Origin of the sequence: Pseudokineococcus lusitanus, assembly GCF_003751265.1 — a bacterium.
Classification (GTDB): domain Bacteria; phylum Actinomycetota; class Actinomycetes; order Actinomycetales; family Quadrisphaeraceae; genus Pseudokineococcus; species Pseudokineococcus lusitanus.
In genome coordinates, this window is record NZ_RJKN01000009.1 from 39,959 (window position 1) to 64,162 (window position 24,204).

Sequence of the window (24,204 nt, forward strand, 5' to 3'; positions counted from 1 at the left end):
GTCAGCGTCCTTCGTCGGTGGTCGTCGTGGCCGCGACGGGCTCGGTCGTGCCGGTGGCCACCGGGGCTGCCGGGGCGGCGGCCGGGTCGGGCTGCGTCCAGCGCCCCGAGAGGGCGGCGCGGCTGACGTCGACGTGGGCGGCCACGGTCGTGTCCCCGGTCGTCGGGTCGACGGTCGTGCTGTCGGCCCACGGGCCGGCGAGGCCCGGGGTGGCGTCGAGGACGTCGAGGAGAGCGGCGGAGTCCGGCACCGTCGAGCCGTCGAGCGCAAGGGTCATCGAGCCCACGGGGGCGTCGGTCGAGGCCGTCGCGACTTCCGTCGCCGGGTCCACGGCCGCCGGTGTCGACGACATCTGCAGGGACGTGAGGCGCATGGACTGCGGGAGCGCACCGGACAGGTGGGCGGAGTAGCGGTACCAGAGCACCTCGTCGCCGAGGGCGGCCGTCCGGGCGGTCGTCAGCGCGTCGAGCTGCGCCTGGACGAGCGGCACGTCGGCGTACTGGGCCTCCTGCTGCTGGAGGCTCGTGGTCCGCGCCTGCTCGGCCGCCAGCTCGCCCTCGGCGTGGGTCACCTGGGACCCGGCGAGGACGGTCGCCGCGGCCGCGCCGACGACGACGAGCCCCAGGGCGGCGGCCAGGCCGACCTGCACCCGGCGGAAGGAGTCGGCGCTGGCGACGGACGCCGGCATGAGGTCCACCCGAGGCAGGCCCGGCAGGAGGACGACCTCGACGTCGTCGTCCTCGTGCTTGCGCTGGCCGGGGAGGCCGAAGCCGCCGGCGGGCGAGCCGGAGGCCGCGAAGGGGCTGGGCGAGGTCACGCGGCACCTCCGAGAGCGAGGCCGACGGGCACGCCGGCGAGGACGGCGACGTCACGGTCGGGGCCCTCGGCGGTACCGCCGCGGCCGACGACGAGGTGGGCGAGCGCGTCGCCACGGCGCACCGGCAGGCCGACGACCTCGGAGAGCAGGTCGACGAAGCCGGGCACGAGCGCGGTGCCGCCGACGAGGACGACGCCGCGCAGCGGGTCGCCGCCCTGGGTGGCCGAGTAGTAGTCGAGCGAGCCGCGGACGCCGTCGGCGAGCCGCTCGGCGGCCCGGACGGTCACCTCTGACGAGCGGGGGTCCGAGCTGCCGCCGGCCGGCGGGCGGACGCCCTCGTCGCGCAGCAGGCGCCGCGCGTCGTCGGGGTCGAGGCCGGAGGTCACGAGCTCGTCGACGACCCGGTCGCCGCCGCCGAGGAGGACGCGGACGAAGCGCGGGGCGCCGGCGGAGTGGACGAGGACGTTGGTGACGCGGGCGCCGACGTCGACGACGGCCTCGGCGCCGTCGCCCGACCCGGGCGTCGCGAGGGCCCGCAGCAGGGCGAAGGGGGCGAGGTCCACGCCCGTGACGCGGACGCCGCCCTTGCGGACGGCCTCGACGCGCGACATGACGGAGTCCTCGGCGGCGGCGACGAGGAGGCCGCGCAGGGTCGTCTGGCCGCCGCTCGTCCGCTCCTCGACGGGGTGGAAGTCGAGCACGGCCTGGTCGACCGGCATGGGCAGGACGTCCTGCACCTGGAACGGGAGGGCGCGGCGCAGGTCCTCGGGCGGCATCTTGGGGAGGTCGACGCTGCGGACGACGACCTTCTGCGAGGCGACGCCGACGACGGCCTTCTTCGAGCGGAAGCGGCCGGTCTGCCACAGCTCGGCGACGGCCGCGGCGACGGCAGAGCCGTCGAGGACGTCGCCGTCGCGGACGGCGCCGTGCGGGAGTGCGACGCTGGCGAAGCGCTCGAGCACGGGGCCGCTGCGGGTGTGGGCGACCTCGGCGGCGCGGACGCCCGACGTGCCGATGTCGAGCCCGATGCTGGTGCGGGCCACGGCACCTCCTGGATGACGACGACGGTCCCGGCGAGCGGGCGGCGGCCGGCGGGCCGCTCCACGCCTGTGTCATCGGCACCGCCCCGACGGCCTTGAGCCCTCCGGGTGAAGTCGTGCGCCGGTCGTCGGGAAGCGCTGCGCCTCAGCCCTGCAGGCCCATGAGGCCGAGGTAGGCGCCGGCGACGGGAGCCCCCACGGCGACGCCGAGCGCGGCGCCGACGAGCATCGAGGGGCCGTAGGGGACGGCGGTCTTGCGCCCCGCCCGTCGCGTGGCGAGGAGGGCCACGCCGACGACGCCGCCGACGAGGAAGCCGGCGAAGGCGCCGGCCGCCAGCTCGGCCCAGCCGAGGAAGGCGAGGTGCATGCCGAGGAGCCCGGCGAGCTTGACGTCCCCGAAGCCCATGCCGCCCGGCCGCGCGACGGCGACGCCGAAGTAGAGGAGCCACAGCCCCGCCCCGCCGACGGCGGCCCGGACGAGCGCGTCCCACTCCCCCGTCGCGGCGGCGGCGACGAGCAGCAGCACGGCGCCGACGACGTACGACGGCAGCACGATCGCGTCCGGCAGCCGGTGCGTGTCGAGGTCGATGGCGGCGAGCGCGACGGCGACGCACCCGAGGTAGAGGAACGCCGGGAGGACCGGGCTCCACCCGAGGTGCCAGGCCGTCAGCGCGAGCAGCACGGCGGTGCCGAGCTCGACGAGCGGGTACCGCACGCTGATGGGCGCCCGGCAGTCGCGGCACCGCCCCCGGAGGACGAGCCACGACAGGACGGGCACGTTGTCGCGGGATCGGAGCCGGTGCCCGCACCGCGGGCACGCGCTCGGCGGCGCGACGACGGACTCCCCCGCCGGCACCCGGTGGACGACGACGTTGAGGAAGGACCCGACGAGCAGGCCGAGGAGGCCGCAGGCGAGGACGAGGACGGTGGTCATGCCCGTGGCCTCACCCGTCGGTCACCCTGACGGCCGACCACGGGGTGGACTCGGGCGTCAAGAAGTACGGGGGCGGCAGGTAGCGCAGTCGTTCGTCGTAGCTGTAGGCCTTCGTGAAGCCGGTGCCCGGGCTGCCTGAGGTCCCGACGGCTCCGCGGTACTTCTGCGCGATGACACCGTCCACGGTGAGGTTCCCCCGTCGTGCGCCCTCGGCCCAGTTCTGCACGAGGAAGCTGTGCTGGAGGCTGAGGATGGCGGCCTGGATCGTAACCGGCCCGCCGTACCCGGCGAGGGCGTTACCCGAGGCGTTTACGGGGTTGTAGACCCAGACGAAGTTGTTGGGGATGAGGCCGACGACGTCGCTGCCCGTGAGGCCCGACGCGTACGTCAGGTCACCGGTCACGACGATGTCCCGCTCGGTGGCGACCGTCACCTGGCCCTTCACCTCGCCCTGGACGAAGGCCGTACCGGACTTGCAGTCGTACTGCGTCGTCGTCCCGCTCGTGTCCTCACCGCTACGTGGGTAGCCGAGGGCGAACGCACAGGTTGCCGTCGAGTCCTTGACGTAGATCACCGACGGGATCGGGACGGTCTGCTCGTTGGCCCGGTTGGCCGTGCTGAGGCAGCCAGACTGGGTCGACGTCGTGCCAGGGCTGAGGACCTTCATCGAGGCGCCCACGAAGGTGATACGGGTCTCACCGGTGTACGTGCATCCGGTGCCGTCGGCCCCCGCGTAAGAACGGAGGTCGTCGTTCGTCTTCGGCAGGGAGAGCGGTGGCGCGTAGACCGGCGACGTCCCGATCGGCGTGCCGGCTCCCCAGTATCGCCGGCCAGCGGCAGGCGCGGGCGTCGCGCTGTCCGCCCAGCTCGACTCCGTCTGCGGGCTCTGGAAGGTCACCGTTCCGCTCGACCCGATGAGCAGGGCATCGTTCGAGTGCAGAGCCCCGGTGATGACGTCACCACCGCCGAACTGGATGTTCTGGCAGGCAAAGGTGATCTTCTTGCCGTAGTCCGAGCTCTTGGTGAGGCCGCCGGTCGGCCTCCACGCCTGGTTGGAGTAGTCGTAACGCTGCTCCCAGTAGGGAAGGCTCGCGGACGACTGGTAGGTCGGGGCGTTCCGCCCCTCGTAGTAGCGCTTGGCGCAGGTGGTGAGGACGGCCGAGGGGTCGGCGTAGGCCACGAAAGCCGGGCTCCCCCCGTTGGTGTAGCGCGTGCCCGAGCCGTTGACCGCAGCGCTCACGGTGGCCGTGTTGTAGAGGCTCGGGTCGACCGCCTCGACGTCCGTCACGTAGATGTACTGGAGGAAGCCCGGCTGCTGCAGCGTCGCCGTGAGCGTCCGGCTCTCGGCGGGCCGGGTGGCCGTGGACGTGGTGGTCCCGGTGACGCGCAGGCGGATGGTGCCGCCGCGGCTTGTCTCAGTGGGCGAGGTGAGGAGCTGGTACCGGAAGTAGGCGCCCTGCGTCCCGGAGCCCGGTACTTGCACGCCACGGGGGTCTCGGCCGTCGCCGTAGCTGCTGCCGTCCCGTCGCACGACGAATGCCTTATTGCTCGCGTCGTCCCCGGTGCCGTTGACGTTGTAGTACGTCGAGTTCTCGGCGAGCCGGGCGACGTACTCCTCGATGCCGGCCTGCGCCGCGGCGGTCGCGGTGACGACGTCGCCCACGGAGCGGCTAGGGACCGCGGCTCGGACGGCCGTGGTCATCGCCAGCATCGCGAAGAGCGCGAGGCCGAGCATCGTCAGCAGCACGGCGACGAGGGCGTAGCCGGACTCGTCTCGGCGGGGGTCGAAGCGGCGCATCGTGCTCACAGTCCCAGGTTCTCGAGCACGACCCGCGTGCTGTCCCGTGTCGTGGCGGTACCGGCGCCGGACGTCTGGGTGACGGCCAACGAGACGCCCACCGAGCGCACCGCGGACGCCGTGGCGGTCGTGGTCGACCCGGTCGCACCCGCGTAGTAGGTGAAGATCGACGAGCCACCACCGCTGACGGACCCCCGCACCAGGCACGTGGTCCTGGCCCCGGTGGTCCACGTGTACGGCGCCGCCGCACCGGACCCAGGCGTCAACGTCTCGGTGAGGCAGCCGCTCGAGGCGTCGTACGCGTAGGCGACCAGCGTGGGCACGGGGTCGACCGTGGCCGACGGGCTCGTGGCGACGCTGGCGTAGAAGCTGAGCTTGTCCGCCTGCGCCACGACCAGCGCTGCGTCGGTGGCGTTCGGCGTGACGGCCACGCGCAGCCGGCGCGAGATGACGTCGGTCGCGAAGGCGGCGTCCGCCGTCGTCGACGTCTTCGCCATCACGGTGGACGCGGTCCGCAGCCCGGAGGTGTAGACGCCCGCGACCGTGATGAGTAGCAGGCCGGCGAGGGCCATGCCGACGACCAGCTCGACCAGCGTCACTCCGTCGTCGCCGCGGCGGTCGACGGAGCCGGTCCGGGCGAGCGGGCGGCCAGGGTCCTGCCTCACAGCTCCACCTGCGTGGTCGTCGTCGTCCCGAGGGTGACGGTCGTCGAGGTCCCGCCCGACCGGGCGAAGGTCCAGGTGCCCACGGGCAGGGCCACGCCGCTGCCCGTCGTCCTCACGCCGGTGAGGGTGTGGACGGCCGCGGTGCACCCGTTGAGCGGCTGGCTCGTCACGGTGACCGTGCTGCTGCCCGCGGTGCCGGCCTTGAGCCGGACGGTCACGGGCGCGAGAGCCACCTGGACGGGCGTAGTCCGCCCCGACGTGACGACCGCTGACACCGGCGTGCCGGAGGGCGGGGCGACACCGCACCCGCCGGCGCTGACGAGGTACGTCGCGGGGAAGAGCTGTGCTGCGGTGCGCGGTGAGCCGGTGAGGCAGCCCACCGGCGCGGCCGCGTTGCCGTCGCAGTCGTCGAAGGAGCGGTAGGTCTGGGGGGCGAAACGGGCCGTGTCGAGCGTCAAGGACGCCGGAGCGGTCGTCGGCTGGACGGTGAAGCCCGCAGGAGCGGTGAGCGTGACGGCCAGGGCCCCCGCCGGGGCGAGCAGGACGGTCGCCGGCTGCGTCGTCGTGCCGGCGCTGACGACCACCGTGCTCGTGGAGGCGGGCCTGCCGTCCACGTCGACGTAGCCGGTGCGTCCGGCCGACAGCGTGTACGAGCCGGGCGTGAGGGAGTCGAACACCACGCAGCCGTCCGTGCCGCTGGACTGGGACTGGCTGCCGAGGGTGACCGTCACCCCGTCGAGGGGCGCGGTGGCCGCGCCGTCGAGGGTCTGCACCTGCACCGCGACCGCACCGCGGGTCGAGGCGGCGGCCCGCTCGGCGGGGGTCAGGGCGACGAGGGTGTCCGCGCGGACAGGGGCGGTGGTGCCCATGTCGGGCCAGATGACGCTGACGCTGACGCGCTTGTAGGCGAGGTCGCCGTTGCCGGCGGCGCAGGCGGCGCCGGTGGCGGCCGCCAACGGGGTGACGGTCTGGGTGACGGAGTAGGTCGTGCCCTGGAGCGTGCTGGTGCCGACGACCGAGCTGCCGTTGGCCACGGTCGTCGCGCTCGCGCTTCGCACGGCCTCGAGCTGGGTCCGCGCGACGGACGCCGCCTGGACGCGCTGGGCGTTGTCGCGCGTCAGGTCGAGGGACTGCACGAGGACGACCGCCGTGGCGGCAGCCATGATGCTGAGGACGACAGCGGCCACGACGACCTCGATGAGCGTGAAGCCCTCGTCCTTGGGGCAAGCCATCATCGACTCCCTTTCGCTGCCGGACTGACCGGTGTTACGTCGGCGACCACGGCATGGGCGTGACGACGGGGGGCTGTGACGTCCACAGCCCCCCGTCAGTGGTCGAGAGTCAGCACTGACCGGCCGAGAGCCCGCCCTTGTTGAACTTCCAGGTCTTGTTCGCCGCGCTGCCGTCGGCGTTGGTGAAGGCGACGCACCAGTCGGTCGCGCCGGTGCCCGTCACGTTGGCGAGCACGGTGCCCTTGCTGAGGGAGCCGGTGCTCAGCTGCGCCCCACCAGCCCCCGTCGTGGAGATCGTGTACGCGGGCGTCGCGGCGTTGGCGGCGGTCGTCGTGACAGTGATGGGAGAGGTCCCGTCGACGTAGTAGGCAGCGATCTCCTTGCCCACCGTCGAGACGTCCGCCTTGGTGGCCGTGTCCCGGGCCTTCTCGCGCTGGGACAGGAAGACCGGGATGGCGATGGCGGCGAGGATGCCGATGATGATCATGACGACGAGGAGCTCGATGAGCGTGAAGCCGGCGTCCTTCTCGCGGATCGACTTCTGGATGCGAGCCAGCATGGCGGTGTCCCTTCGGGGATTGGTGGTGAGTCGCTGGTGAACCCGCGCCCTGTGCGCTCCGACTCGGTGGTACCCCTGACATCGGCGCCAGCTGAACCGCCTTGAGCACTCACCCCGCGGCCCTGGCTGGGTCACCCGGACGGCGCATCCCAGTGGTCCGGCCGCCGCAGCTCCTTCTCGGCCGTGCTACGGGCGGACGACGCCAATAGACGGACGGCGCCGGTGGACGCACGGCGACCCCGTCACGGATCACGTGACGGGGTCTCGGGTGAGTAGGCTTGTCACTATTGGATGGCGTTGAAGACCGTGAAGATCGGCATGTAGAGGGCGACGATCATGGCGCCGATGACCGAGCCCAGGACGGCGATCATGAGCGGCTCGATGAGCGAGGTCAGCGCCTCCGTCGTCGACTCGACCTCCTGGTCGTAGAAGTCGCTGATCTTGTGGAGCATCGAGTCCACGGCGCCCGTGTCCTCTCCGACGGCAAGCATCTGCACGACCATCGCGGGGAACACCGGGTGCTGCGCCAGCGGTCCGGAGATCGTGCGCCCCTGCCGGACGGACTCGGCGACGTCGTCCGTCGCCCGTTGGATGACGACGTTGCCGGCAGCCTGGCCGACGATCTCGAGACTCTGGAGGATGGGGACGCCGCAGGCGACCATCGTCCCGAGGTTACGCGTGAAACGGCTGATGGCCACTTTGCGGAAGAGGTTGCCGAACACCGGCAGCTTCAGCTTGAGGGGGTCGACGACGTCCCGCACCCGCGCATGCGTCTTGTACCTGCTCCAGGCCACGGCCCCGGCGACGCCCAGGACGAGGAGGACCGGGGCTCCCTTCGTCATGACGCTGCTCAGCCCGACAAGGACCTTCGTCGGGGTCGGCAGGTCCGCGCCCAGATCGGCGAACATCCCGGTGAAGACGGGGACGATGAAGATCAGCATGCCGATGACGGCCAGGATGGCCATGACGAAGACGACCACCGGGTAGGTCATCGCCGACTTGATCTTGGCGCGGAGCTTGACCTCCGCCTCGAAGCTCTCGGCGATCTGGAGCAGGACGGTGTCCAGGAAGCCGCCGACCTCGCCGGCTCGGACCATGTTGGTCATCAGCGGGGGAAAGACCTTCGGGTGGGCGGTCAAACCGTCCGACAGCGACGAGCCGGCCTCCACCCGCGACCGGACGTCGGCCAGAGCCTTCTGGAGGCCCTTGGACTCCGACTGCTCCGCGAGGATCGCGAGCGAGCGGAGGAGCGACAGACCGGCACCGACCATCGTCGCGAACTGCCGCGACATGACCGCGAGGTCCTTCATGGACACCCGGTCGGACCCGGGCAGCGAGATCTCGGTGTTGAGGCCGGAGGTCTTCTTCTCCTGCAAAGAGACCGGCGCGTACCCCATCCCCTTGAGCCGGGAGACGACCGCGGCCTCGCTCGACGCCTCGAGCGTGCCGCTGACGAGCGCACCGCCCGCGTCGCGGACGGCGTACTCGTAGGTCTTCGTGGCGGTCGCCATGGGTCTCCCTCGGGATGGGTCGGGGTCAGGAGCGGCCGCAGAGCCGGGCGACGTCCGCCGGGCTGTGGCTCTTCTCGACGGCGTGCTCGTAGGTGATGACGCCGACGCGCACGAGCTCGGCCAGGTGCTGGTCGAGGGTGTGCATGCCGTGCTGGGCCCCGGCCTGCAGCGACGAGTAGATCTGGTGCGTCTTGCCCTCGCGGATGAGGTTGCGGATGGCGGGGGTCGCCATCATGACCTCGGTCGCGACGGCACGGCCCTGGCCGTCGGCGCGCTTGCAGAGCGTCTGGCAGACGACGCCCTGGAGGGCGCCGGCGAGCATGGCGCGGACCTGGTGCTGCTGGTCGGCGGGGAAGACGTCGATGACGCGGTCGATGGTCTGGGCGGCGTCCTGCGTGTGCAGCGTCGCGAAGACGAGGTGACCGGTCTCGGCGGCGGTGAGCGCGATGGAGATGGTCTCGAGGTCGCGCAGCTCGCCGACGAGGATGATGTCCGGGTCCTGCCGCAGCGCGTGCTTGAGCGCCTCGGCGAAGGAGTGGGTGTCCTCCCCCACCTCGCGCTGGTTGACGACGCACGACTTGTGCTCGTGGAGGAACTCGATGGGGTCCTCGACGGTCATGATGTGGTCGCGCCGCGTGCGGTTGGCGAGGTCGATGATGGAGGCGAGCGTCGTCGACTTGCCCGAGCCCGTGGGGCCGGTGACGAGGACGAGGCCGCGCGGCATGTGGGCGAAGGCGGCCACGGCCGGCGGGACGCCGAGGTCCTCGAGCGGGCGCAGCTCGAAGGGGATGACGCGGAAGGCCGCGCCGACGCTCCCCCGCTGCCGGTAGAGGTTGACGCGGAAGCGGGCCACGTTCGGCAGCGCGTGCGAGAGGTCCAGCTCCAGGGCGCTCTCGAACCGCTCGCGCATCTTGGCGGGCAGCATCGAGAAGAGCGCGCGCTCGAGCGCCTGGGGGGTGCAGACCTCGAAGCCGTCGAGCGGCTGCAGCTCGCCGCGGACCCGGACCATCGGCCGCACGCCGGAGGTCAGGTGCAGGTCGGAGGCCCCCAGCGCCACCATCGCGTGCAGGGCGGCCGGGATGTCGACGGTCGGCTCGGCGTCGGGCGCGGCGCTGCGCTGCTGCGGCAGCCCGGCGGCGGGCAGGGTTGCCGCGGGGGCGGCGACGGGCGGCGCGACCGGCAGGTCGACGGCGAGGACGGGCTCGAGCTCCATGGCTTCCTTGTCGGACGGGCGGGCGGCGGCTTGAGGCCGGCGGGGTCGGAGCACCCGCCCGCCGCTCAGGCGACGACGCGGACGATCTCCTCGACGGAGGTGAGGCCGGCGCGGACCTTCCCCCAGCCGTCGTCGCGGAGGCTGCCCATGCCCTGGGCCCGGGCGGTGCGGCCGATCTCCGACGCCGAGGCGTGCGAGACGGCGAGCCGCTCGACCTCCTCGGTGACGGACATGACCTCGTGGAGCGCGAGCCGGCCCTTGTAGCCGGTCTTGGAGCAGGCGGGGCAGCCGACGGCGCGGTGCAGCACGGGCACGGCCTCCCCCGGCGCGAGCGGGAAGCCGAGCGTCTGCAGGTGCGCCTCGTCGGGGCGGTACGCCTCCTTGCACCGGTCGCAGAGCCGGCGCGCGAGCCGCTGCGCGAGGACGCAGTCCAGCGCCGAGCCGACGAGGAAGGGCTCGATGCCCATCTCCGTGAGGCGGGTGACGGCGGACGGCGCGTCGTTGGTGTGCAGCGTCGAGAGGACGAGGTGGCCGGTGAGCGCGGCCTCGACGGCGATGGTCGCCGTCTCCTTGTCGCGGATCTCGCCGAGGAGGACGACGTCGGGGTCGGAGCGGAGGATCGAGCGCAGGGCGCCGGCGAAGGTGAGGCCCGCCTTGGGGTTGACCTGCACCTGGTTGATGCCGGGGAGCCGGTACTCGACGGGGTCCTCGACGGTGATGACGTTGATCTCGGGCTTGCTGACGATGTTGAGCGTCGCGTACAGCGTCGTCGACTTGCCCGAGCCGGTCGGGCCGGTGACGAGGAGCATCCCGTAGGGCTTGCGGTAGCTCGTCGCGTACCGCGCGTGGTTGGACTCGCTGAAGCCGAGGTCGGCGAGGTCGAGGCTCGCCGTCGAGTTGTCGAGGATCCGCATGACGACCTTCTCGCCCCACACCGTGGGCAGCGTCGCGACGCGCAGATCGATCTTGCGGCCGTGGTGGACGACCGAGAGCCGCCCGTCCTGCGGCTTGCGCCGCTCGGCGATGTCGATGTCCGCCATGATCTTCAGCCGGCTCGTGACGCCCGACTGGATGGACCGGGGCGAGCGCATGACCTCGTGGAGCACGCCGTCGATGCGGAAGCGCACGCGCAGCTCGTGCTCGCCCGGCTCGATGTGGATGTCGGAGGCGCGGTCGGTGATGGCCTGGTCGATGAGGAGGTTGACGTAGCGGACGATCGGCGCGTCCTCGACCGCGGCGGCGACGAGGGAGAGGTCCTCCTCCACCTCGGCGTCCGCGTGCATCGCCGTCGTGAGGTCGTCGAGGTCGGCGTCGGCGCGGCAGAAGCGCTCGATGGCCGTCCGGAGGTCGTCGCGGGTGGCGACGACCGGCTGGACGTCGAGGCCGGTGATGCTGCGGATGTCGTCGACGGCGACGACGTCGCCGGGGTCGGCCATGGCGACGACGAGGCGCCGCTCGGCGTCGAGGCCGATGGGCAGGAGCGTGCTCCGGCGGCACAGGGCCGCGGGCACGCGCGCGACGGCGGACGGGTCCACCGGGTGCTCGCCGAGGTCGACGAAGGAGAGCCCGACCTGGGTCGCGAGGGTGGCGACGAGCTGCGCCTCGGTGAGGACGCCCGTGCTGACGAGCGCCTGGCCGACCCGCTCCCCCGTGACCTGCTGGTGCGCGAGCGCGTCGCTCAGCTGCTCGGGGGTGATGACGCCCTGCTGGACGAGGAGGTCGCCGAGCCGGGTACGGGTCCGCATGTCGTGCTCATCGGCAGGCGGCCCGCCCGCCTTGACCCGTCCGGGCGCATCCGTCCGGTGGGCCCGCGGGGCGTCCGGAGGACACCTGCCGGCCGGCCCTCAGGTCCGGGTCAGGGGCGTCCGAGGAGGTCCGCCTCCGCGCGGCGGCGGCGCTCGGCGAGGGCCGCCGCCCGCAGGACCGCGGCGTCGGGGGCGTGCCCCGTCATGAGCCGCACCTGGCCGACGGCCTGGTGGGCGAGCATCTCCAGGCCGTCGACGACCGGGCCGCGACGGCCCCAGGCCGCGGCCAGCGCGGTGGGCCACGGCGCGTAGACGACGTCGAGGAGCACCTGCGGGCGCTCGCCCGCGGGCGGCAGGTCGGCCGCCACGACGTCGGCGGCGCCCGCGGGCGCGGTGGAGACGACGACGTCCGCGGCGTCCACCGCGGCCGCCGCGCCGGCGAAGGGCACGAGCCGGACGGCGACGTCGCACGCCACGCCGACGGCGAGCAGCGGCCGGGCGCGGGCCGGGTCGCGCACGGCGCCGACGACCTCGGTGCACCCGAGGCGCGCCAGCGCGGCGACGGCCGAGACACCGGTCGCCCCGCCGCCGAGGACGAGGCCCGTGCGCGGGGCCGCTGCCGGCGTCAGCACCGCCGCGACGGCCCGCTCGACGCCGTCGACGTCGGTGTTCGCGCCGTGGGGCCGCCGGTCGTCGTCCCAGGTCACCGTGTTCACGACGCCCGTGGCCGCCGCCACCGGGTCGGTGCCCGCGAGCAGCGGCACGACGGCGCGCTTGAGGGGCATGGTGAGCGAGAGCCCCGCCCACGCCGAGTCGTCGCCGCACGCGGCCACCGTCCGCGCGAGGTCCGCCTCGTCGGTCTCGCGGGCGTCGTACGACCAGCCGTCGAGCCGGAGCGCCGCGTACGCCGCCCGGTGCATGGCCGGGGACAGCGAGTGGGCGACCGGCCGCCCGAGGACGGCCGCCCGGCGGGGCGTCGTCCCCTGCGTCACCCGTTCTCGCGCAGCCACTGCTGGAACAGCGCGACGTTCCGCTCGTGCTCGGCGAAGGTCTCGGCGAAGTTCGTCTCCCCCGTGTCCGGGTTCACGGCCACGAAGTAGAGCCACGGGCCCTCGGCCGGGGCGGCCGCGGCGGCGATGGCGCTGTCGCCGGGCGAGTCGATCGGCCCGGGGGGCAGGCCCGGGTAGACGTAGGTGTTGTACGGCGAGTCGGTGGCCCGGTCGTCGTCGCTCGTCGTGAGGCCGCGCTTGCCGGTGGCGTAGTCGACGGTCGTGTCGAACTGCAGGGGCATGCCCATCCCCACGCGGTTCTCGATGACACGGGCGACCTTGGGGCGGTCCTCCTCGCGGGAGGCCTCGGCCTCGACGAGGCTGGCCACCGTCATCGTGCGGTGCCAGCGCTCCGGCGGGACACCGGCCGACGTCAGCGACTGCTCCGTGCGGGCGACCATCGTCGCCACGAGCTCGAGCGCCGTGACGTCGGGCTCGAAGTCGTACGTCGCCGGGAAGAGGTAGCCCTCGAGGTTGCCTCTCGCCTCGGCCGGCAGCCGGACGGCGGGGTCGTCGGCGACGGCCTGGAGCTCGGCCACGGGGATGCCCGTGTCCTCCTCGATGGTCGCGAGCGCGTCCACGGCCCGCAGGCCCTCGATGAGCTGCACGCGCAGGCTGATGCGCGACTCGGGGGCCAGCAGCAGCGCCAGGGCCCCCTCGCCCGTCATCTGCTCCTGCAGGCGGTACGTGCCGGGCTGGATGCCCGACGCCCGCGGCTCCGTGGCGGCCGCCGTCGTGAAGGCCTCCTCGGTGAGCACGACGTCCGCGGCCTGCAGCGTCGCCGCGATCTGCTGGCCGGTGTCGCCCTCGGCGACCTGGACCTCGACGGGGTCGCCGCCCGGGCCCGCGTAGTCGACGGGCTCCTCGGTGCGGTCGAGCAGCGGCTTGACGAAGTCCCACCCGACGACGCCCGCGCCGACGACGAGGCCCAGCGCGAGGAGCAGGACGACCGCCGCGCGCAGGCGCCTCACGGCGTGCTCCCCTCGTCGCCCGCCGTCACGGCGGGGCGGCGTCCCGGCGGGGGTCCGGGGACGGGGCGGGGACGCGCGGGCCCCTCGGGGCCGGCGGTCTCGCGGGCGGTGCTCGTCACGGTCGTGCCCTCCTGCGGGGCGGGGCCGTCCGGCCCTGCTCCCTGCTCTCGGTCCGGCCGCGCCCCCCGGCGCCCTGCGACCTCGTCGTCGTCCTCCTGGTCGTGCGGGTGGTGCTCGTCGTGCTGCGGGTCCTGCGCGGCGGCGCCCGGCGTCGGGCGACCGCTCCCGTGCTGCCGGGACAGCGGCGTCACCGGGCTCCCGGGCGGCCGGCCCGTCGAGCGCTCGAGGTCGAGCGCCGCCTGGAGCACCCACGCGGCGGCCACCTGGTCCACCACCGCGCGGTGGCGGCGACCCGGCGTCCCGCCCTCGTGGAGCGCCCGCTGGGCGCCGGAGGTGCTGAGCCGCTCGTCGACGAGCCGCACCGGGACCGGCGCGACGAGGTCGGCGAGACGCGCAGCGTACTGCCGGGCCAGACCCGCAGCCCGGTTCTCCGCGCCGGACATCGACCGCGGGAGCCCCACGACGACCTCGACGGCGCCCCGCTCCGCCGCGACCGCGGCGATGCGCCGCAGGTCGGACGGCTCGCCCCGCTCCTGCGCCGCCGCGCGCGCCGCGGCCCGCGCGGCGGCCGTCCGGGGCCGGGGACCGGCCGCGGGGCGCTCGCGCGGCACCGTCTCGACGGCCGAGGCGAGCACGGCCCCCGGGTCGCTCGCCGCGAGGCCGACGCGGACGCTGCCGACGTCGACGCCGAGGCGCACGCCGGGACGGACCGTGGGCACGGTGTCGGGCGCCGCCGGGAACGGCTCGTCCACCGCCGCCGGCTCGTCCGCCGTCACCGCGTCGGCGACGTCGACCGGTCCGACGGCCGGCTCCGCCCCGCGCTTGCGCTTGGGGCGGGGCTGCCCGCTGCGTGCCACCCGGCTCCCCCGTCGGCCCCGGTCAGCCCGTGACCGCGGCGCCGACCTGGTGCTCGACGGCGGTGAGCGCCTCGCCGAGGCGTGCGACGTCGGTCCCGCCGCCCTGGGCGAGGTCGTCCTTGCCGCCGCCACCGCCGCCGAGGACGCCCGCGGCGGTCCGCACGAGCGCCCCCGCCCTGACGCCCCACTCGCGGGCGCGCTCGTTCGTCGCGACGACGACGAGCGGGCGGCCCTTGGCGACGCCGCCGACGGCGACGGTCGTGGGCCGGTCGGCGCCGAGGCGCCCCCGCACGTCGAGGACGAGCGCGCGCAGGTCGTCGGCCGAGGAGACCTCGCCGGCGTCGTGCGTGACGACGGCGACGCCGAACACGTCGGCCGGCGCGGACGCCAGCTGCCCCGCCGCGGCGAGGACGCGGTCGGTGCGGCCGCGGGCCAGCTCGCGGTCGGCGTCGCGCAGGCGGCCGACCATGTCCTGGACGCGGCCGACGAGGTCGGCCTCCGGCGTCTTGAGGACGTCGGTCAGCTGCTGGACGAGGTCCCGCTCGCGGGCGAGGTAGCGGAAGCCCTCCACGCCGACGACGGCCTCGACGCGGCGGTTGCTCGCGCCGACCGACTGCTCGCCGGTGAGGACGAGCGGCCCGACCTGGCTGCTGCGCTGCACGTGCGTCCCGCCGCAGAGCTCGCGCGACCAGGGGCCGCCGATCTCGACGACGCGGACCTCCTCGCCGTACGTCTCCCCGAAGAGCGCCAGGGCGCCCCACTCGCGGGCCTGCGGCAGCGTCATCCACTGCGCGCTGACGGGCAGGTCGTCGCGGACGGCGAGGTTGCTGACGTCCTCGACGTCGCGGCGCTGCTGCGCCGAGAGCCCGCCCTTCCACGCGAAGTCGAGCCGGAGGTAGCCCGGCCGGTTGTACGAGCCGGACTGCTGCGCCGACGGGCCGAGCACCTGGCGGAGCGCGGCGTGGACGACGTGCGTGCCGGAGTGCGCCTGGCAGGCGTCGACGCGCCACTGCGGGTCGACCGACGCCCGCAGCTCGGTCTCCTGGGCGAGCTCGCCGTCGAGGACGCGGACCTGGTGGACGACGAGACCCTTGACCGGGCGCTGGACGTCCAGCACCTCGGCGGAGCCGCCGTCCCAGACGAGCGAGCCGGCGTCGGCGCTCTGGCCGCCGGACTCGGCGTAGAAGGGCGTGCGGTCGAGGACGACCTCGACGACGCGGCCCTCCCCCGCCGCCGGGACGGGGTCGACGCCGTCGACGACCGCGAGCACGCGGGACGTCGTCGTCAGCGTCGTGTACGCCTGCCAGTCCGTCGGGCCGTTCGCGTCGAGCACGTCCCGGTAGGCGCCGACGGCCGCGGCCCCCGTGCGCTTGGAGCGCGCGTCGGCCCGGGCCCGCTCGCGCTGCTCGGTCATGAGCTCGCGGAAGCCCTGCTCGTCGACGGAGACGCCCTGCTCGGACGCCATCTCGAGCGTGAGGTCGATGGGGAAGCCGTACGTGTCGTGGAGCTGGAAGGCGCGCGCCGCGGGCACCTGCGTGCCGCCGCCGGCCTTGGTCTCCCGCACCGCCGTGTCGAGGATGGTCGTGCCCGCCACGAGCGTGCGGCGGAACGCCTCCTCCTCGGCGGCGACGACCTCGCTGATGCGGCCGAAGTCCGTCCCGAGCTCGGGGTACGACAGCGCCATGCGGTCCTTGCTGACCGTCGTCAGCTCGGCCAGGGAGGGCGCGTCGACGCCGAGCAGGCGCATGGCGCGGACGGCACGGCGCAGGAGGCGGCGCAGGACGTAGCCGCGGCCCTCGTTGCCGGGGCGGACGCCGTCGCCGACGAGCATGAGCCCCGAGCGGACGTGGTCGGCGACGACGCGCAGCCGCACGTCGGCCTCGCGGTCGGCGCCGTAGCGCACGCCCGCCATCGCCGAGGCCGCCTCGATGACGGGGAAGACCTCGTCGATCTCGTACATGTTGTCCTTGCCCTGGAGCAGGTACGCGACCCGCTCCAGGCCCATGCCCGTGTCGATGTTCTTGCGCGGCAGCTCGCCGAGGATGGGGAAGCCGGACTTGCCGCCGCCCTCGCCCCGCTCGAACTCCATGAACACGAGGTTCCAGATCTCGATGTAGCGGTCCTCGTCGACCGCCGGGCCGCCGTCGCGGCCGAGGTGCGCGCCGGCGTCGACGAAGATCTCGCTGCACGGGCCGCAGGGGCCGGGGCCGCCGGTCGACCAGTAGTTGGGGCCCATGCCGAGGCGCTGGACGCGGTCCGGCGAGACGCCGACGTCCTTCGTCCAGATGCGGTGGGCCTCGTCGTCGTCCTCGTAGACGGTGACCCAGAGGTCCTTCTCGTCGAAGCCGTAGCCGCCCTGCTCCTTCGGCGTGGTGACGAGCTCCCACGCCCACGGGATCGCCGACTCCTTGAAGTAGTCGCCGAAGGAGAAGTTGCCGTTCATCTGGAAGAACGTGCCGTGGCGCGTGGTCTTGCCGACCTCCTCGATGTCGAGGGTGCGCACGCACTTCTGGACGCTCGTCGCGCGGTCGAAGGGCGCCGGCTCCCGCCCCGTGAGGTAGGGGATGAAGGGCACCATGCCGGCGACGGTGAACAGCAGCGTCGGGTCGGGCGAGACGAGCGAGGCGCTCGGGACCACGGTGTGGTCCTTGCCCTCGAAGAAGCTGAGCCAGCGACGGCGGATCTCCGCGGTCTCCATGACGGGCCTTCCGGGTGGGAGGGCCGGCGCGCGCGGGGGGCGGCGACGCCGGCGGGGGCGGGCTGCGGGCGGCGGCCGCCCGGGGAGGACGGTCGCCGCGGGCGTCAGCCGCGCGGGCTGTAGGGGCGCTCGACGAGGTCGCGCGCCTCGGTCTCGCTCATCGCGCCGGCGTCGACCCCGAGGGCGACGCGCAGCTCGGTCTCGCGCTCGGCGGCACCGGCGCGGACGTCGGCCACGAAGGCGCGGACGTCGGCCAGCCAGCCGTCGGCCCGGCCCTGGAGCCCGGCCGGGGTGGCGGACCGGACGGCGCCCGCGGCGCGGCGGACGGCGACGACGCCGGCCACGGCCCCGAGGCCGAGCCACACGAGGCGGCCCACCGTCAGGCCTTCTTCCGGCGGCCGGAGACGGCGCCGCGGACGCCGTAGGTGAAGGCGGCCAGCTTGACGACGGGCGAGCCGAGCGTGGCGGCGAAGAGGGCCGTCAGCGCGGACACGTTGGTGGCCACCTGGGCGGCGCCCGTCGTGATGGTGTCGACGTTCTGCATCTGCTCGTTCACCTGCGTGACGGCCGTGGTCGTCTCGGTGATGAGCGGACGGGTGTCGTCGGAGAGGCGGCGCACGGCGGCGCCCGCCTCGTCGAGGACCTTGCCGAGCTTGAGCAGCGGCACCGCGAGCAACGTCACGAGCACCACGAACGCGACCGCGGCGATGAGGCCCGCGATGTCTCCTCCGGTCATACCGGTCCCTCCAGGTCGGTCCGCGCGGACCCGGGGCGGCGCCGGTCCCCGACGTGCGCGGGGTCCGCGGCGGCCGCCGGCGGTGCGCGGGCACGGCGATCTCCGCCCCGCTGCCGAGGCGCGGCGCGACCCTACCGCGCGGCACCGCCGGGGCGGCCGGAGCCGGGCACGACCCGCGGCACGACCCACGGCACGACGGGGCCCGGGCGGGACGTGGTCCCGCCCGGGCCGGCGCCGGGCGCGTGCTGCGTCGTCGGGGACGTCAGCGCGAGTAGTACTCGACGACCTTCGAGACGTCGCAGGTCACGGGCACCTCGTCGCGGACCGACGGGCGCAGGACCTCGACGCGCAGGTCGGCGATCTCCACGCGCAGGTACGGCGGGACGGCCGGCAGGACGTCGCGGTGCGCGCCGGCGGCGGCCACCTGGAAGGGCGGCAGGGCGCGGCTGCGCGGGGCGATCTCGACGACCTGCCCCGGGCGGACGCGGTACGACGGCTTGTCGACGCGCTGCCCGTCGACGACGACGTGCTGGTGGGACACGACCTGGCGGGCCTGCGCCACGGTGCGGGCGAGGCCCGCGCGCAGCACGACGGCGTCGAGGCGGCTCTCCAGCAGCTGGACGAGGACGTCGCCCGTGCGCTCCGGGTGGCGCTTGGCCTCGTCGACGGCGCGGCGCAGCTGCGCCTCGCGGATGCCGTACTGGGCGCGGAGCAGCTGCTTCTCGCGCAGGCGCAGCGCGTAGTCGCTCTCGGTGCGACGTCGCGCCCGGCCGTGCTCGCCCGGCGGGTAGGGGCGCTTCTCGAAGTGCGCGACGGCCTTGGGCGTGAGCGCCATGCCGAGGCGGCGCGAGAGGCGCACCTGCTTGCGCGAGCGGGTGCTTGACGGGGTGGACGACACGGGCTGGCTCCTGGGGTCGGGTGCTGCGGCGGGCGGTGGTCGGGCGGGGCGCCCGGTCGGCCCGGACGGTTCCTCGACGCAAGACCTTAGGCTAGCCTTCCCTCCCATGACCACCACCGCCCCCGGGGCCGCCGTCGTCGCCGCCACCGCGCTGTCCGGCTGCGGCGCGGCCACGCTGACGGCCGCCGAGACCGGCGAGGCCGTCCCCGTCGTGCACGCCCGGACCGCGGCCGGGGTCGTCGTGCTGCTGGCGAGCCGCGAGGGCGTCGAGGCGCTGGGGCTCGACCCGGACGGCTGGGGCGGGACGGCGGACGACGCCGTCGCCGAGCTGTCGGTCGTCGTCGAGGCACCGCTGCCGGACCTCACGGTCCCGCGGGCGCACGTCGTCGTGCAGGGCTGGGTGTCGCTCCTGCCGCACGAGCGCCTCGTCGAGGCGGTCGGCGCTGTCTGCGCGCTGGGCGACCTCGCCGAGCTGCGCGGCCAGTGGCCCGACGGCCGCCTCCTGCTCCTCGACCCGGCCGCGGCGCGGCTGCACTGGGCCGAGGGCTGCGCCGAGCTGCCCGTCGAGGACCTCGTGGCCGCGACGGCGGACCCGGTGACGCTGCGCGAGGCCGAGGTGCTCGCCCGGGTCGAGGCCGAGCTGGGCGACCGGCTCGTCGACCTCGTCCGCGCCATGGGCCACGCCCACCCGGCGCCGGGCGCCCGCCCCTCCGCGGAGGACGCCTCGCGCGACCTCGGCTCCGTCGTCGAGGTCCGCTGCGTCGGGGCCGACCGCACGGGCATGGTGCTGCGGTGCCGCAGCGAGCGGCCGTGGGTCGCCGTGGCCGACGGCTGCGGCGGCCGCCGCGACGGCGCCGCCTGCGCCCCCGGCTGCGAGGCCTCGACGACGGCGACGCTGCGCCTGCTCTTCCCCTCCCCCGTCGCCGACGCGGCCGCCGCCGTCGACGCGCTGGCGCTCCTCGTCGTCGGCGCCACCTCGGGTGCCGCGGCCTGCTGCCCCTACGCGCCGGGCCGCCGTTCCTGACGACCGGGACCGACGCGAGCAGGCGTCTGCTCGCGCTCCCGGCACCCGGAGAGCGCGAACAGGCGCCTGTTCGCCGTCACGGCCCCCCGGAGGGCGCGAACAGGCGCCTGTTCGTCGTCACGGGCCCCCGCGGGGCGCGGACAGACGCCTGCTCGTCGCCGGTGACCCCGGCTCAGGGCCGGGCACGGCCGTCCAGCACCGCGCGCAGGCGCTCCAGCCGCGCGCCGATCTCCCGCTCCGCGCCCCGGTCCGTCGGCTCGTAGTAGCGGCGGCCGGCCAGCGTGTCCGGCAGGTACTGCTGCGGCGCCACCCCGTGCGGCGCGTCGTGGGCGTACACGTACCCGACGCCGTGGCCCAGCCGCGCCGAGCCGGCGTAGTGCCCGTCGCGCAGGTGCGCGGGGACGACGCCCGCCCTCCCGGCCCGCACGTCGGCGACCGCGGCGTCCACGCCGAGGTAGGCGGCGTTGGACTTCGGCGCCGTCGCCAGGTGGACGACGGCCTGCGCCAGGGTGATCCGCGCCTCCGGCATGCCGAGGAGCTGGACCGCCTGGGCCGCGGCGACGGCCGTCTGCAGCGCCGTCGGGTCGGCCATGCCGACGTCCTCGCTCGCGGCCACGAGCACCCGCCGGGCGATGAAGCGCGGGTCCTCCCCCGCCTCGAGCATCCGCGCCAGGTAGTGCAGCGCGGCGTCGGCGTCGGACCCGCGCATCGACTTGATGAAGGCGCTGATGACGTCGTAGTGCTGGTCGCCGTCCTTGTCGTAGCGCAGCACCGCCGCCTCGAGCGCCCGCTCGGCGTGGTCGAGACGGACGGGCACGGGGGCGTCGTCGTCGAGGCCCGCCTCCCACGCGTCGGCCGCGGCCGCACCGGCGGCCGCCTCGAGCGCCGTCAGCGCGCGCCGGGCGTCCCCGCCCGCCAGCCGGACCAGGTGCTCGAGCGCGTCGTCGTCGAGGGCGACCTCCCCGGCGAGCCCGCGCTCGTCCTCCAGCGCCCGGCGCAGGAGGGCCCGGACGTCCTCGGGCTCCAGCGGCTGCAGCGTGAGGAGCAGCGAGCGCGACAGCAGCGGGCTGATGACGCTGAAGGACGGGTTCTCGGTCGTCGCCGCCACGAGGACGACGAGCCCGTTCTCCACGCCGGGCAGGAGCGTGTCCTGCTGGGCCTTGGTGAAGCGGTGGATCTCGTCGAGGAAGAGGACGGTGCGGCGCCGGTGGAGGTCGCGCCGCTCGCGCGCGACGTCCATGACCCGACGGACGTCCTTGACCCCCGCCGTGATCGCCGACAGCTCTTCGAACGCGCCGCCGCTCGCGCGCGAGACCACGTGCGCGAGCGTCGTCTTCCCGGTACCGGGCGGGCCCCAGAGGACGACGGACGACGGCGCCGCGCGCGTCACCCGCCGCGGCCCGCCCCCCGCGGCCCCGGGCACCGCCTCGGCGAGCGAGTCGACGAGGCGCCGGAGCGGCGAGCCGCCCCGCAGCAGGTGCTGCTGGCCGACGACCTCGTCGAGGTCCCGCGGGCGCATGCGGACGGCCAGCGGCGGCCGCGCGCCGCCCCCGCCCGGCGCCCCCGCCGGGGCGCCGTCGTCGTCCCCGCCGAAGAGGTCCGGCCCGCTGCCCAGCACGGGCCCAGGCTAGGTGCCCCCGCACCTCGGCCGGGATCCCGTCCGGACCGCCCCGGCGGACCTGCACGACCCGTCCGTCGGCGTCGGCCGAGGCGTCCGACCAGGGCGACCGCCCGGGCCCACGGACGGGTGCAGGTCGGCCCGCGCCCCGCCCTACGGTCGGACGATGACCGACCAGCCCTCGACCTTCCGCCGCGTCATGGTCTTCCTCGGCCTGGCCTACGACCCGGCGGCAGAGCCGCGGGGTGCCCGAGGGCCGTCCCGGTACAGCGTCGGGACCTCGGTCTCCCGTCGCCTCGACGAGGACCTCGACGAGCTGAGGGCCCGGGTCGAGGAGCTGGAACGACGGCTCGGCGGCTGACCGCGAGCCGGTACCGGGCCGCCGCGGGCCGGGTGCGAGCATCGGCGGCGTGCTGCGCCCGACCCTCCCGGACGACCCGTTCCTGCGGTGGCACCTCTCCCCCGACGCGGTCCACGCCACGTGGGTGCGCGGCGGGGCCACGGGGGTGCTCGCCGACCGGCGGCGCGGGCGCTCGCTCGTCGTCGTCGGGGACCCGGGCGACGCCGCGGACCTCGTCGCCGAGGTGCTCGAGGAGGCGGCCCCGCAGGTGACGACGCTCGTGCGGGGCACCCTCGACGTCCTGCGGGAGCGCGCGCCGGGCGTCGCCGCGCGGCTCGTCGGCGGCGACGACTGGGACTTCTTCTGGACGGGCGCCGCACCGCCGGAGCCCGTCCCGGGCGAGGAGGACGTCGCCCGGCTCGCGGTCGGCGGGGCCTCTGGCTGCGGCGCCGACGACGCCGCGGTCGGCGCGCTCCTCGCCGTCGCCAGCGACCGCCCGTCGGCCCGCCCCGGTGACGCCCACGCCGGACGCTGGTGGGGCGTCCGCGGCACCTGCGGGCTGCTCGCCTGCGTGGCCGCGACGACGGAGGACGGCGGGCCGGCGCCGCACCTCGCCGCGCTGGCCACCCACCCGCGCCACCGGGGCCGGGGCCTCGGCGGGGCGGTGACGGCGGCGGCCACCCGCGACCTCCTCGCCACCCACCCCGTCGTCACGCTCGGCATGTACGCCGACAACGTCCGCGCCCGCCGCGTCTACGAGCGGTTGGGCTGGCGCTGCTCGCACCGCTTCAGCTCGCGCCTCGTCCGCGGCGCCCGGCGGGCCCCGGTACCGGGCTCGCCGCGCCCGGCCTGACGGCGCGGACGTACGGTCGGGAGGTGACGTCCCCGGCAGAGCCCGCCCCCCTCTCCGCCTCCCCCGCCCCGGTCGACGCGACCGAGCTGCTCCTCGACCCCGTCCCGCCCGCCGACCTGCCGACGACCCTCGGTGCCCTGCGGGCGTCGGGCCACGTGCTGCGCGGCGTCCGCGAGGAGATGCGCGAGAACCTCCTCGCCGCCATGCGCGCCGGCACGACCGCCTCGGAGCGCTTCCCGGGCGTCGTCGGGTACGAGGACACGGTGCTGCCCGAGGTCGAGCGGGCGCTGCTCGCCGGCCACGACCTCGTGCTGCTCGGCGAGCGCGGCCAGGGCAAGACCCGCCTCGCCCGCACGCTCGTCGCGCTGCTCGACGAGTGGACGCCCGTCGTCGCCGGCAGCGAGCTCCACGACCACCCCTACGCGCCCGTCTCGGCCCGCGCCCGCGCGCTGGCGGCCGAGCACGGCGACGACCTCGAGGTCGGCTGGCTGCACCGCAGCTCGCGGTACACGGAGAAGCTGGCGACGCCGGACACGAGCGTCGGCGACCTCGTCGGCGACGTCGACCCCGTGAAGGTCGCGCAGGGCCGCAGCCTCGGGGACCCGGAGACCATCCACTTCGGGCTCGTCCCCCGCGCCCACCGCGGCATCTTCGTCGTCAACGAGCTGCCCGACCTCGCCGAGCGCATCCAGGTCGCCCTGCTCAACGTGCTGGAGGAGAGGGACATCCAGGTCCGCGGGTACGCGCTGCGCCTGCCGCTGGACCTTCTCGTCGTCGCCACGGCCAACCCCGAGGACTACACCAACCGCGGGCGGATCATCACGCCGCTCAAGGACCGCTTCGGGGCCGAGGTCCGCACGCACTACCCGCTCGACGTCGAGGCGGAGGTGGCGCTCGTCCGCCAGGAGGCGGCGCTGGCGGCCGAGCTGCCCGACGTCCTGCTCGAGGTCCTCGTCCGCTTCACCCGGGCGCTGCGCGAGTCGCCCGCCGTCGACCAGCGCTCGGGCGTCTCGGCCCGCTTCGCCGTCGCGGCGGCGGAGACGACGGCGGCCGCGGCCCTGCGCCGCTCGGCGCTCGTCGGGGAGAGCCCCGCCGTCGCCCGCGTCGGGGACACGACGTCGGTCGTCACCACGCTGCGCGGCAAGGTCGAGTTCGAGGCCGGCGAGGAGGGGCGCGAGCACGACGTCCTCGAGCACCTGCGGCGCACCGCCGTCGCGGAGGTCTTCCGGCGGCGCACCCGCGGGCTCGACCTGTCCGGCATCACCGCGGTGGTCGCCGAGGGCGCCACGGTGGAGACGGGCGAGCTCGTCCCGTCCGCCGACGTCCTCGCGTCGGTCGGCACCGTGCCGGGCCTCGCCCAGGTGCTCACCGCCTTCGGCTTCGGCGACGAGCCGAGCGCCCCCCAGGCGGCCTCCGCGGTCGAGCTCGTGCTCGAGGGGCTGCACCTGCTGCGCCGCCTCGGCAAGGAGGTCGTCGACGCGCCCGGCGGCGCCCGCACGCTCTACGGCGGCTGACGCCGCTCCCAC

22 protein-coding genes are annotated in these 24,204 nt (G+C 75.2%); 4 read left to right on the forward strand and 18 right to left on the reverse strand.

The window, feature by feature from the left end:
* Position 1: 1 nt before the first annotated feature.
* The 17 genes from EDC03_RS15320 to rpsD all read right to left on the reverse strand — a co-directional run bounded on the left by EDC03_RS15320 (position 2) and on the right by rpsD (position 18,843).
* Complete coding sequence (locus tag EDC03_RS15320; RefSeq protein ID WP_123381135.1) at positions 2-817, reverse strand: hypothetical protein; 816 nt, start codon at positions 815-817, stop codon at positions 2-4.
* Positions 814-1,860 (reverse strand): type IV pilus assembly protein PilM, encoded by a 1,047-nt coding sequence (pilM, locus tag EDC03_RS15325; RefSeq protein WP_123381136.1) that lies wholly within the window; start codon positions 1,858-1,860, stop codon positions 814-816. The genes EDC03_RS15320 and pilM overlap by 4 nt, the downstream gene beginning before the upstream one ends.
* A 142-nt stretch (positions 1,861-2,002) precedes the next feature.
* Positions 2,003-2,791, reverse strand: coding sequence for a prepilin peptidase (locus tag EDC03_RS15330; RefSeq protein ID WP_123381137.1), 789 nt, complete (start codon positions 2,789-2,791; stop codon positions 2,003-2,005).
* A gap of 10 nt (positions 2,792-2,801) precedes the next feature.
* A complete protein-coding gene (locus EDC03_RS15335; RefSeq protein WP_123381138.1) occupies positions 2,802-4,598 on the reverse strand; it encodes a hypothetical protein in 1,797 nt (598 codons plus the stop codon).
* Complete coding sequence (locus EDC03_RS15340) at positions 4,595-5,254, reverse strand: PilW family protein (RefSeq protein WP_123381139.1); 660 nt, start codon at positions 5,252-5,254, stop codon at positions 4,595-4,597. Before EDC03_RS15340 ends, EDC03_RS15335 begins: the two co-directional genes overlap by 4 nt.
* On the reverse strand, positions 5,251-6,486 hold the full coding sequence (locus tag EDC03_RS15345) for a prepilin-type N-terminal cleavage/methylation domain-containing protein (RefSeq protein ID WP_158674332.1): 1,236 nt from the start codon (positions 6,484-6,486) through the stop codon (positions 5,251-5,253). Before EDC03_RS15345 ends, EDC03_RS15340 begins: the two co-directional genes overlap by 4 nt.
* A gap of 109 nt (positions 6,487-6,595) precedes the next feature.
* Positions 6,596-7,045 (reverse strand): type II secretion system protein, encoded by a 450-nt coding sequence (locus EDC03_RS15350; protein WP_123381141.1) that lies wholly within the window; start codon positions 7,043-7,045, stop codon positions 6,596-6,598.
* A gap of 284 nt (positions 7,046-7,329) precedes the next feature.
* Positions 7,330-8,556, reverse strand: a complete 1,227-nt coding sequence (locus EDC03_RS15355; RefSeq protein WP_123381142.1) for a type II secretion system F family protein — start codon at positions 8,554-8,556, stop codon at positions 7,330-7,332.
* 25 nt (positions 8,557-8,581) lie between these two features.
* Positions 8,582-9,769 (reverse strand): type IV pilus twitching motility protein PilT, encoded by a 1,188-nt coding sequence (locus EDC03_RS15360; protein ID WP_123381143.1) that lies wholly within the window; start codon positions 9,767-9,769, stop codon positions 8,582-8,584.
* Positions 9,770-9,834: 65 nt separating this feature from the next.
* Entirely contained in the window at positions 9,835-11,514 is a 1,680-nt protein-coding gene (locus tag EDC03_RS15365) for a GspE/PulE family protein (protein ID WP_123381144.1), read from the reverse strand.
* A 110-nt stretch (positions 11,515-11,624) separates the two neighbouring features.
* The gene (locus tag EDC03_RS15370; RefSeq protein WP_123381145.1) at positions 11,625-12,506 is read right to left on the reverse strand and encodes a shikimate dehydrogenase; all 882 of its coding nucleotides are present in this window, start codon (positions 12,504-12,506) and stop codon (positions 11,625-11,627) included.
* Entirely contained in the window at positions 12,503-13,534 is a 1,032-nt protein-coding gene (gene mltG, locus EDC03_RS15375) for an endolytic transglycosylase MltG (protein WP_123381146.1), read from the reverse strand. The genes EDC03_RS15370 and mltG overlap by 4 nt, the downstream gene beginning before the upstream one ends.
* The gene (gene ruvX / locus EDC03_RS15380; protein ID WP_241967217.1) at positions 13,531-14,511 is read right to left on the reverse strand and encodes a Holliday junction resolvase RuvX; all 981 of its coding nucleotides are present in this window, start codon (positions 14,509-14,511) and stop codon (positions 13,531-13,533) included. Before ruvX ends, mltG begins: the two co-directional genes overlap by 4 nt.
* 22 nt (positions 14,512-14,533) lie before the next feature.
* Positions 14,534-17,209 carry an alanine--tRNA ligase gene (alaS, locus tag EDC03_RS15385; protein WP_123381147.1) on the reverse strand — a complete coding sequence of 892 codons (2,676 nt, stop codon included), beginning with the start codon at positions 17,207-17,209 and terminating at the stop codon, positions 14,534-14,536.
* A gap of 104 nt (positions 17,210-17,313) precedes the next feature.
* Positions 17,314-17,586 (reverse strand): DUF6167 family protein, encoded by a 273-nt coding sequence (locus tag EDC03_RS15390; RefSeq protein ID WP_199720313.1) that lies wholly within the window; start codon positions 17,584-17,586, stop codon positions 17,314-17,316.
* A gap of 2 nt (positions 17,587-17,588) precedes the next feature.
* Complete coding sequence (locus EDC03_RS15395) at positions 17,589-17,945, reverse strand: DUF948 domain-containing protein (RefSeq protein ID WP_123381148.1); 357 nt, start codon at positions 17,943-17,945, stop codon at positions 17,589-17,591.
* Between the two features lie 262 nt (positions 17,946-18,207).
* Positions 18,208-18,843, reverse strand: a complete 636-nt coding sequence (gene rpsD, locus EDC03_RS15400; RefSeq protein ID WP_241967218.1) for a 30S ribosomal protein S4 — start codon at positions 18,841-18,843, stop codon at positions 18,208-18,210.
* A 106-nt stretch (positions 18,844-18,949) separates the two neighbouring features.
* Here rpsD and EDC03_RS17710 point away from each other — a divergent pair, with 106 nt between their 5' ends.
* The gene (locus EDC03_RS17710) at positions 18,950-19,867 is read left to right on the forward strand and encodes a hypothetical protein (RefSeq protein WP_158674333.1); all 918 of its coding nucleotides are present in this window, start codon (positions 18,950-18,952) and stop codon (positions 19,865-19,867) included.
* Between the two features lie 172 nt (positions 19,868-20,039).
* Here EDC03_RS17710 and EDC03_RS15410 read toward each other — a convergent pair whose 3' ends face one another.
* On the reverse strand, positions 20,040-21,485 hold the full coding sequence (locus EDC03_RS15410) for a replication-associated recombination protein A (RefSeq protein ID WP_241967219.1): 1,446 nt from the start codon (positions 21,483-21,485) through the stop codon (positions 20,040-20,042).
* Between the two features lie 166 nt (positions 21,486-21,651).
* Between EDC03_RS15410 and EDC03_RS17405 the strand changes: the two genes are divergently transcribed.
* The 3 genes from EDC03_RS17405 to EDC03_RS15425 all read left to right on the forward strand — a co-directional run bounded on the left by EDC03_RS17405 (position 21,652) and on the right by EDC03_RS15425 (position 24,192).
* Complete coding sequence (locus EDC03_RS17405; protein WP_148058110.1) at positions 21,652-21,846, forward strand: hypothetical protein; 195 nt, start codon at positions 21,652-21,654, stop codon at positions 21,844-21,846.
* Positions 21,847-21,895: 49 nt separating this feature from the next.
* Positions 21,896-22,678 (forward strand): GNAT family N-acetyltransferase, encoded by a 783-nt coding sequence (locus EDC03_RS15420; RefSeq protein ID WP_123381150.1) that lies wholly within the window; start codon positions 21,896-21,898, stop codon positions 22,676-22,678.
* Positions 22,679-22,764: 86 nt separating this feature from the next.
* Positions 22,765-24,192: a sigma 54-interacting transcriptional regulator gene (locus tag EDC03_RS15425; RefSeq protein WP_422393834.1), complete on the forward strand. Its 1,428-nt coding sequence runs from the start codon at positions 22,765-22,767 to the stop codon at positions 24,190-24,192.
* Positions 24,193-24,204: the final 12 nt, after the last annotated feature.

Bases quoted from the DNA above. Each gene is read 5' to 3' on its own strand.
- EDC03_RS15365 (WP_123381144.1), bottom strand. From the start codon at position 11,514: ATGCGGACCCGTACCCGGCTCGGCGACCTCCTCGTCCAGCAGGGCGTC.
- EDC03_RS15350 (WP_123381141.1), bottom strand. From the start codon at position 7,045: ATGCTGGCTCGCATCCAGAAGTCGATCCGCGAGAAGGACGCCGGCTTC.
- EDC03_RS15360 (WP_123381143.1), bottom strand. From the start codon at position 9,769: ATGGAGCTCGAGCCCGTCCTCGCCGTCGACCTGCCGGTCGCGCCGCCC.
- EDC03_RS15355 (WP_123381142.1), bottom strand. From the start codon at position 8,556: ATGGCGACCGCCACGAAGACCTACGAGTACGCCGTCCGCGACGCGGGC.
- alaS (WP_123381147.1), bottom strand. From the start codon at position 17,209: ATGGAGACCGCGGAGATCCGCCGTCGCTGGCTCAGCTTCTTCGAGGGC.
- EDC03_RS15395 (WP_123381148.1), bottom strand. From the start codon at position 17,945: ATGACCGGAGGAGACATCGCGGGCCTCATCGCCGCGGTCGCGTTCGTG.
- EDC03_RS17405 (WP_148058110.1), top strand. From the start codon at position 21,652: ATGACCGACCAGCCCTCGACCTTCCGCCGCGTCATGGTCTTCCTCGGC.
- EDC03_RS15345 (WP_158674332.1), bottom strand. From the start codon at position 6,486: ATGGCTTGCCCCAAGGACGAGGGCTTCACGCTCATCGAGGTCGTCGTG.
- EDC03_RS17710 (WP_158674333.1), top strand. From the start codon at position 18,950: ATGACCACCACCGCCCCCGGGGCCGCCGTCGTCGCCGCCACCGCGCTG.
- EDC03_RS15330 (WP_123381137.1), bottom strand. From the start codon at position 2,791: ATGACCACCGTCCTCGTCCTCGCCTGCGGCCTCCTCGGCCTGCTCGTC.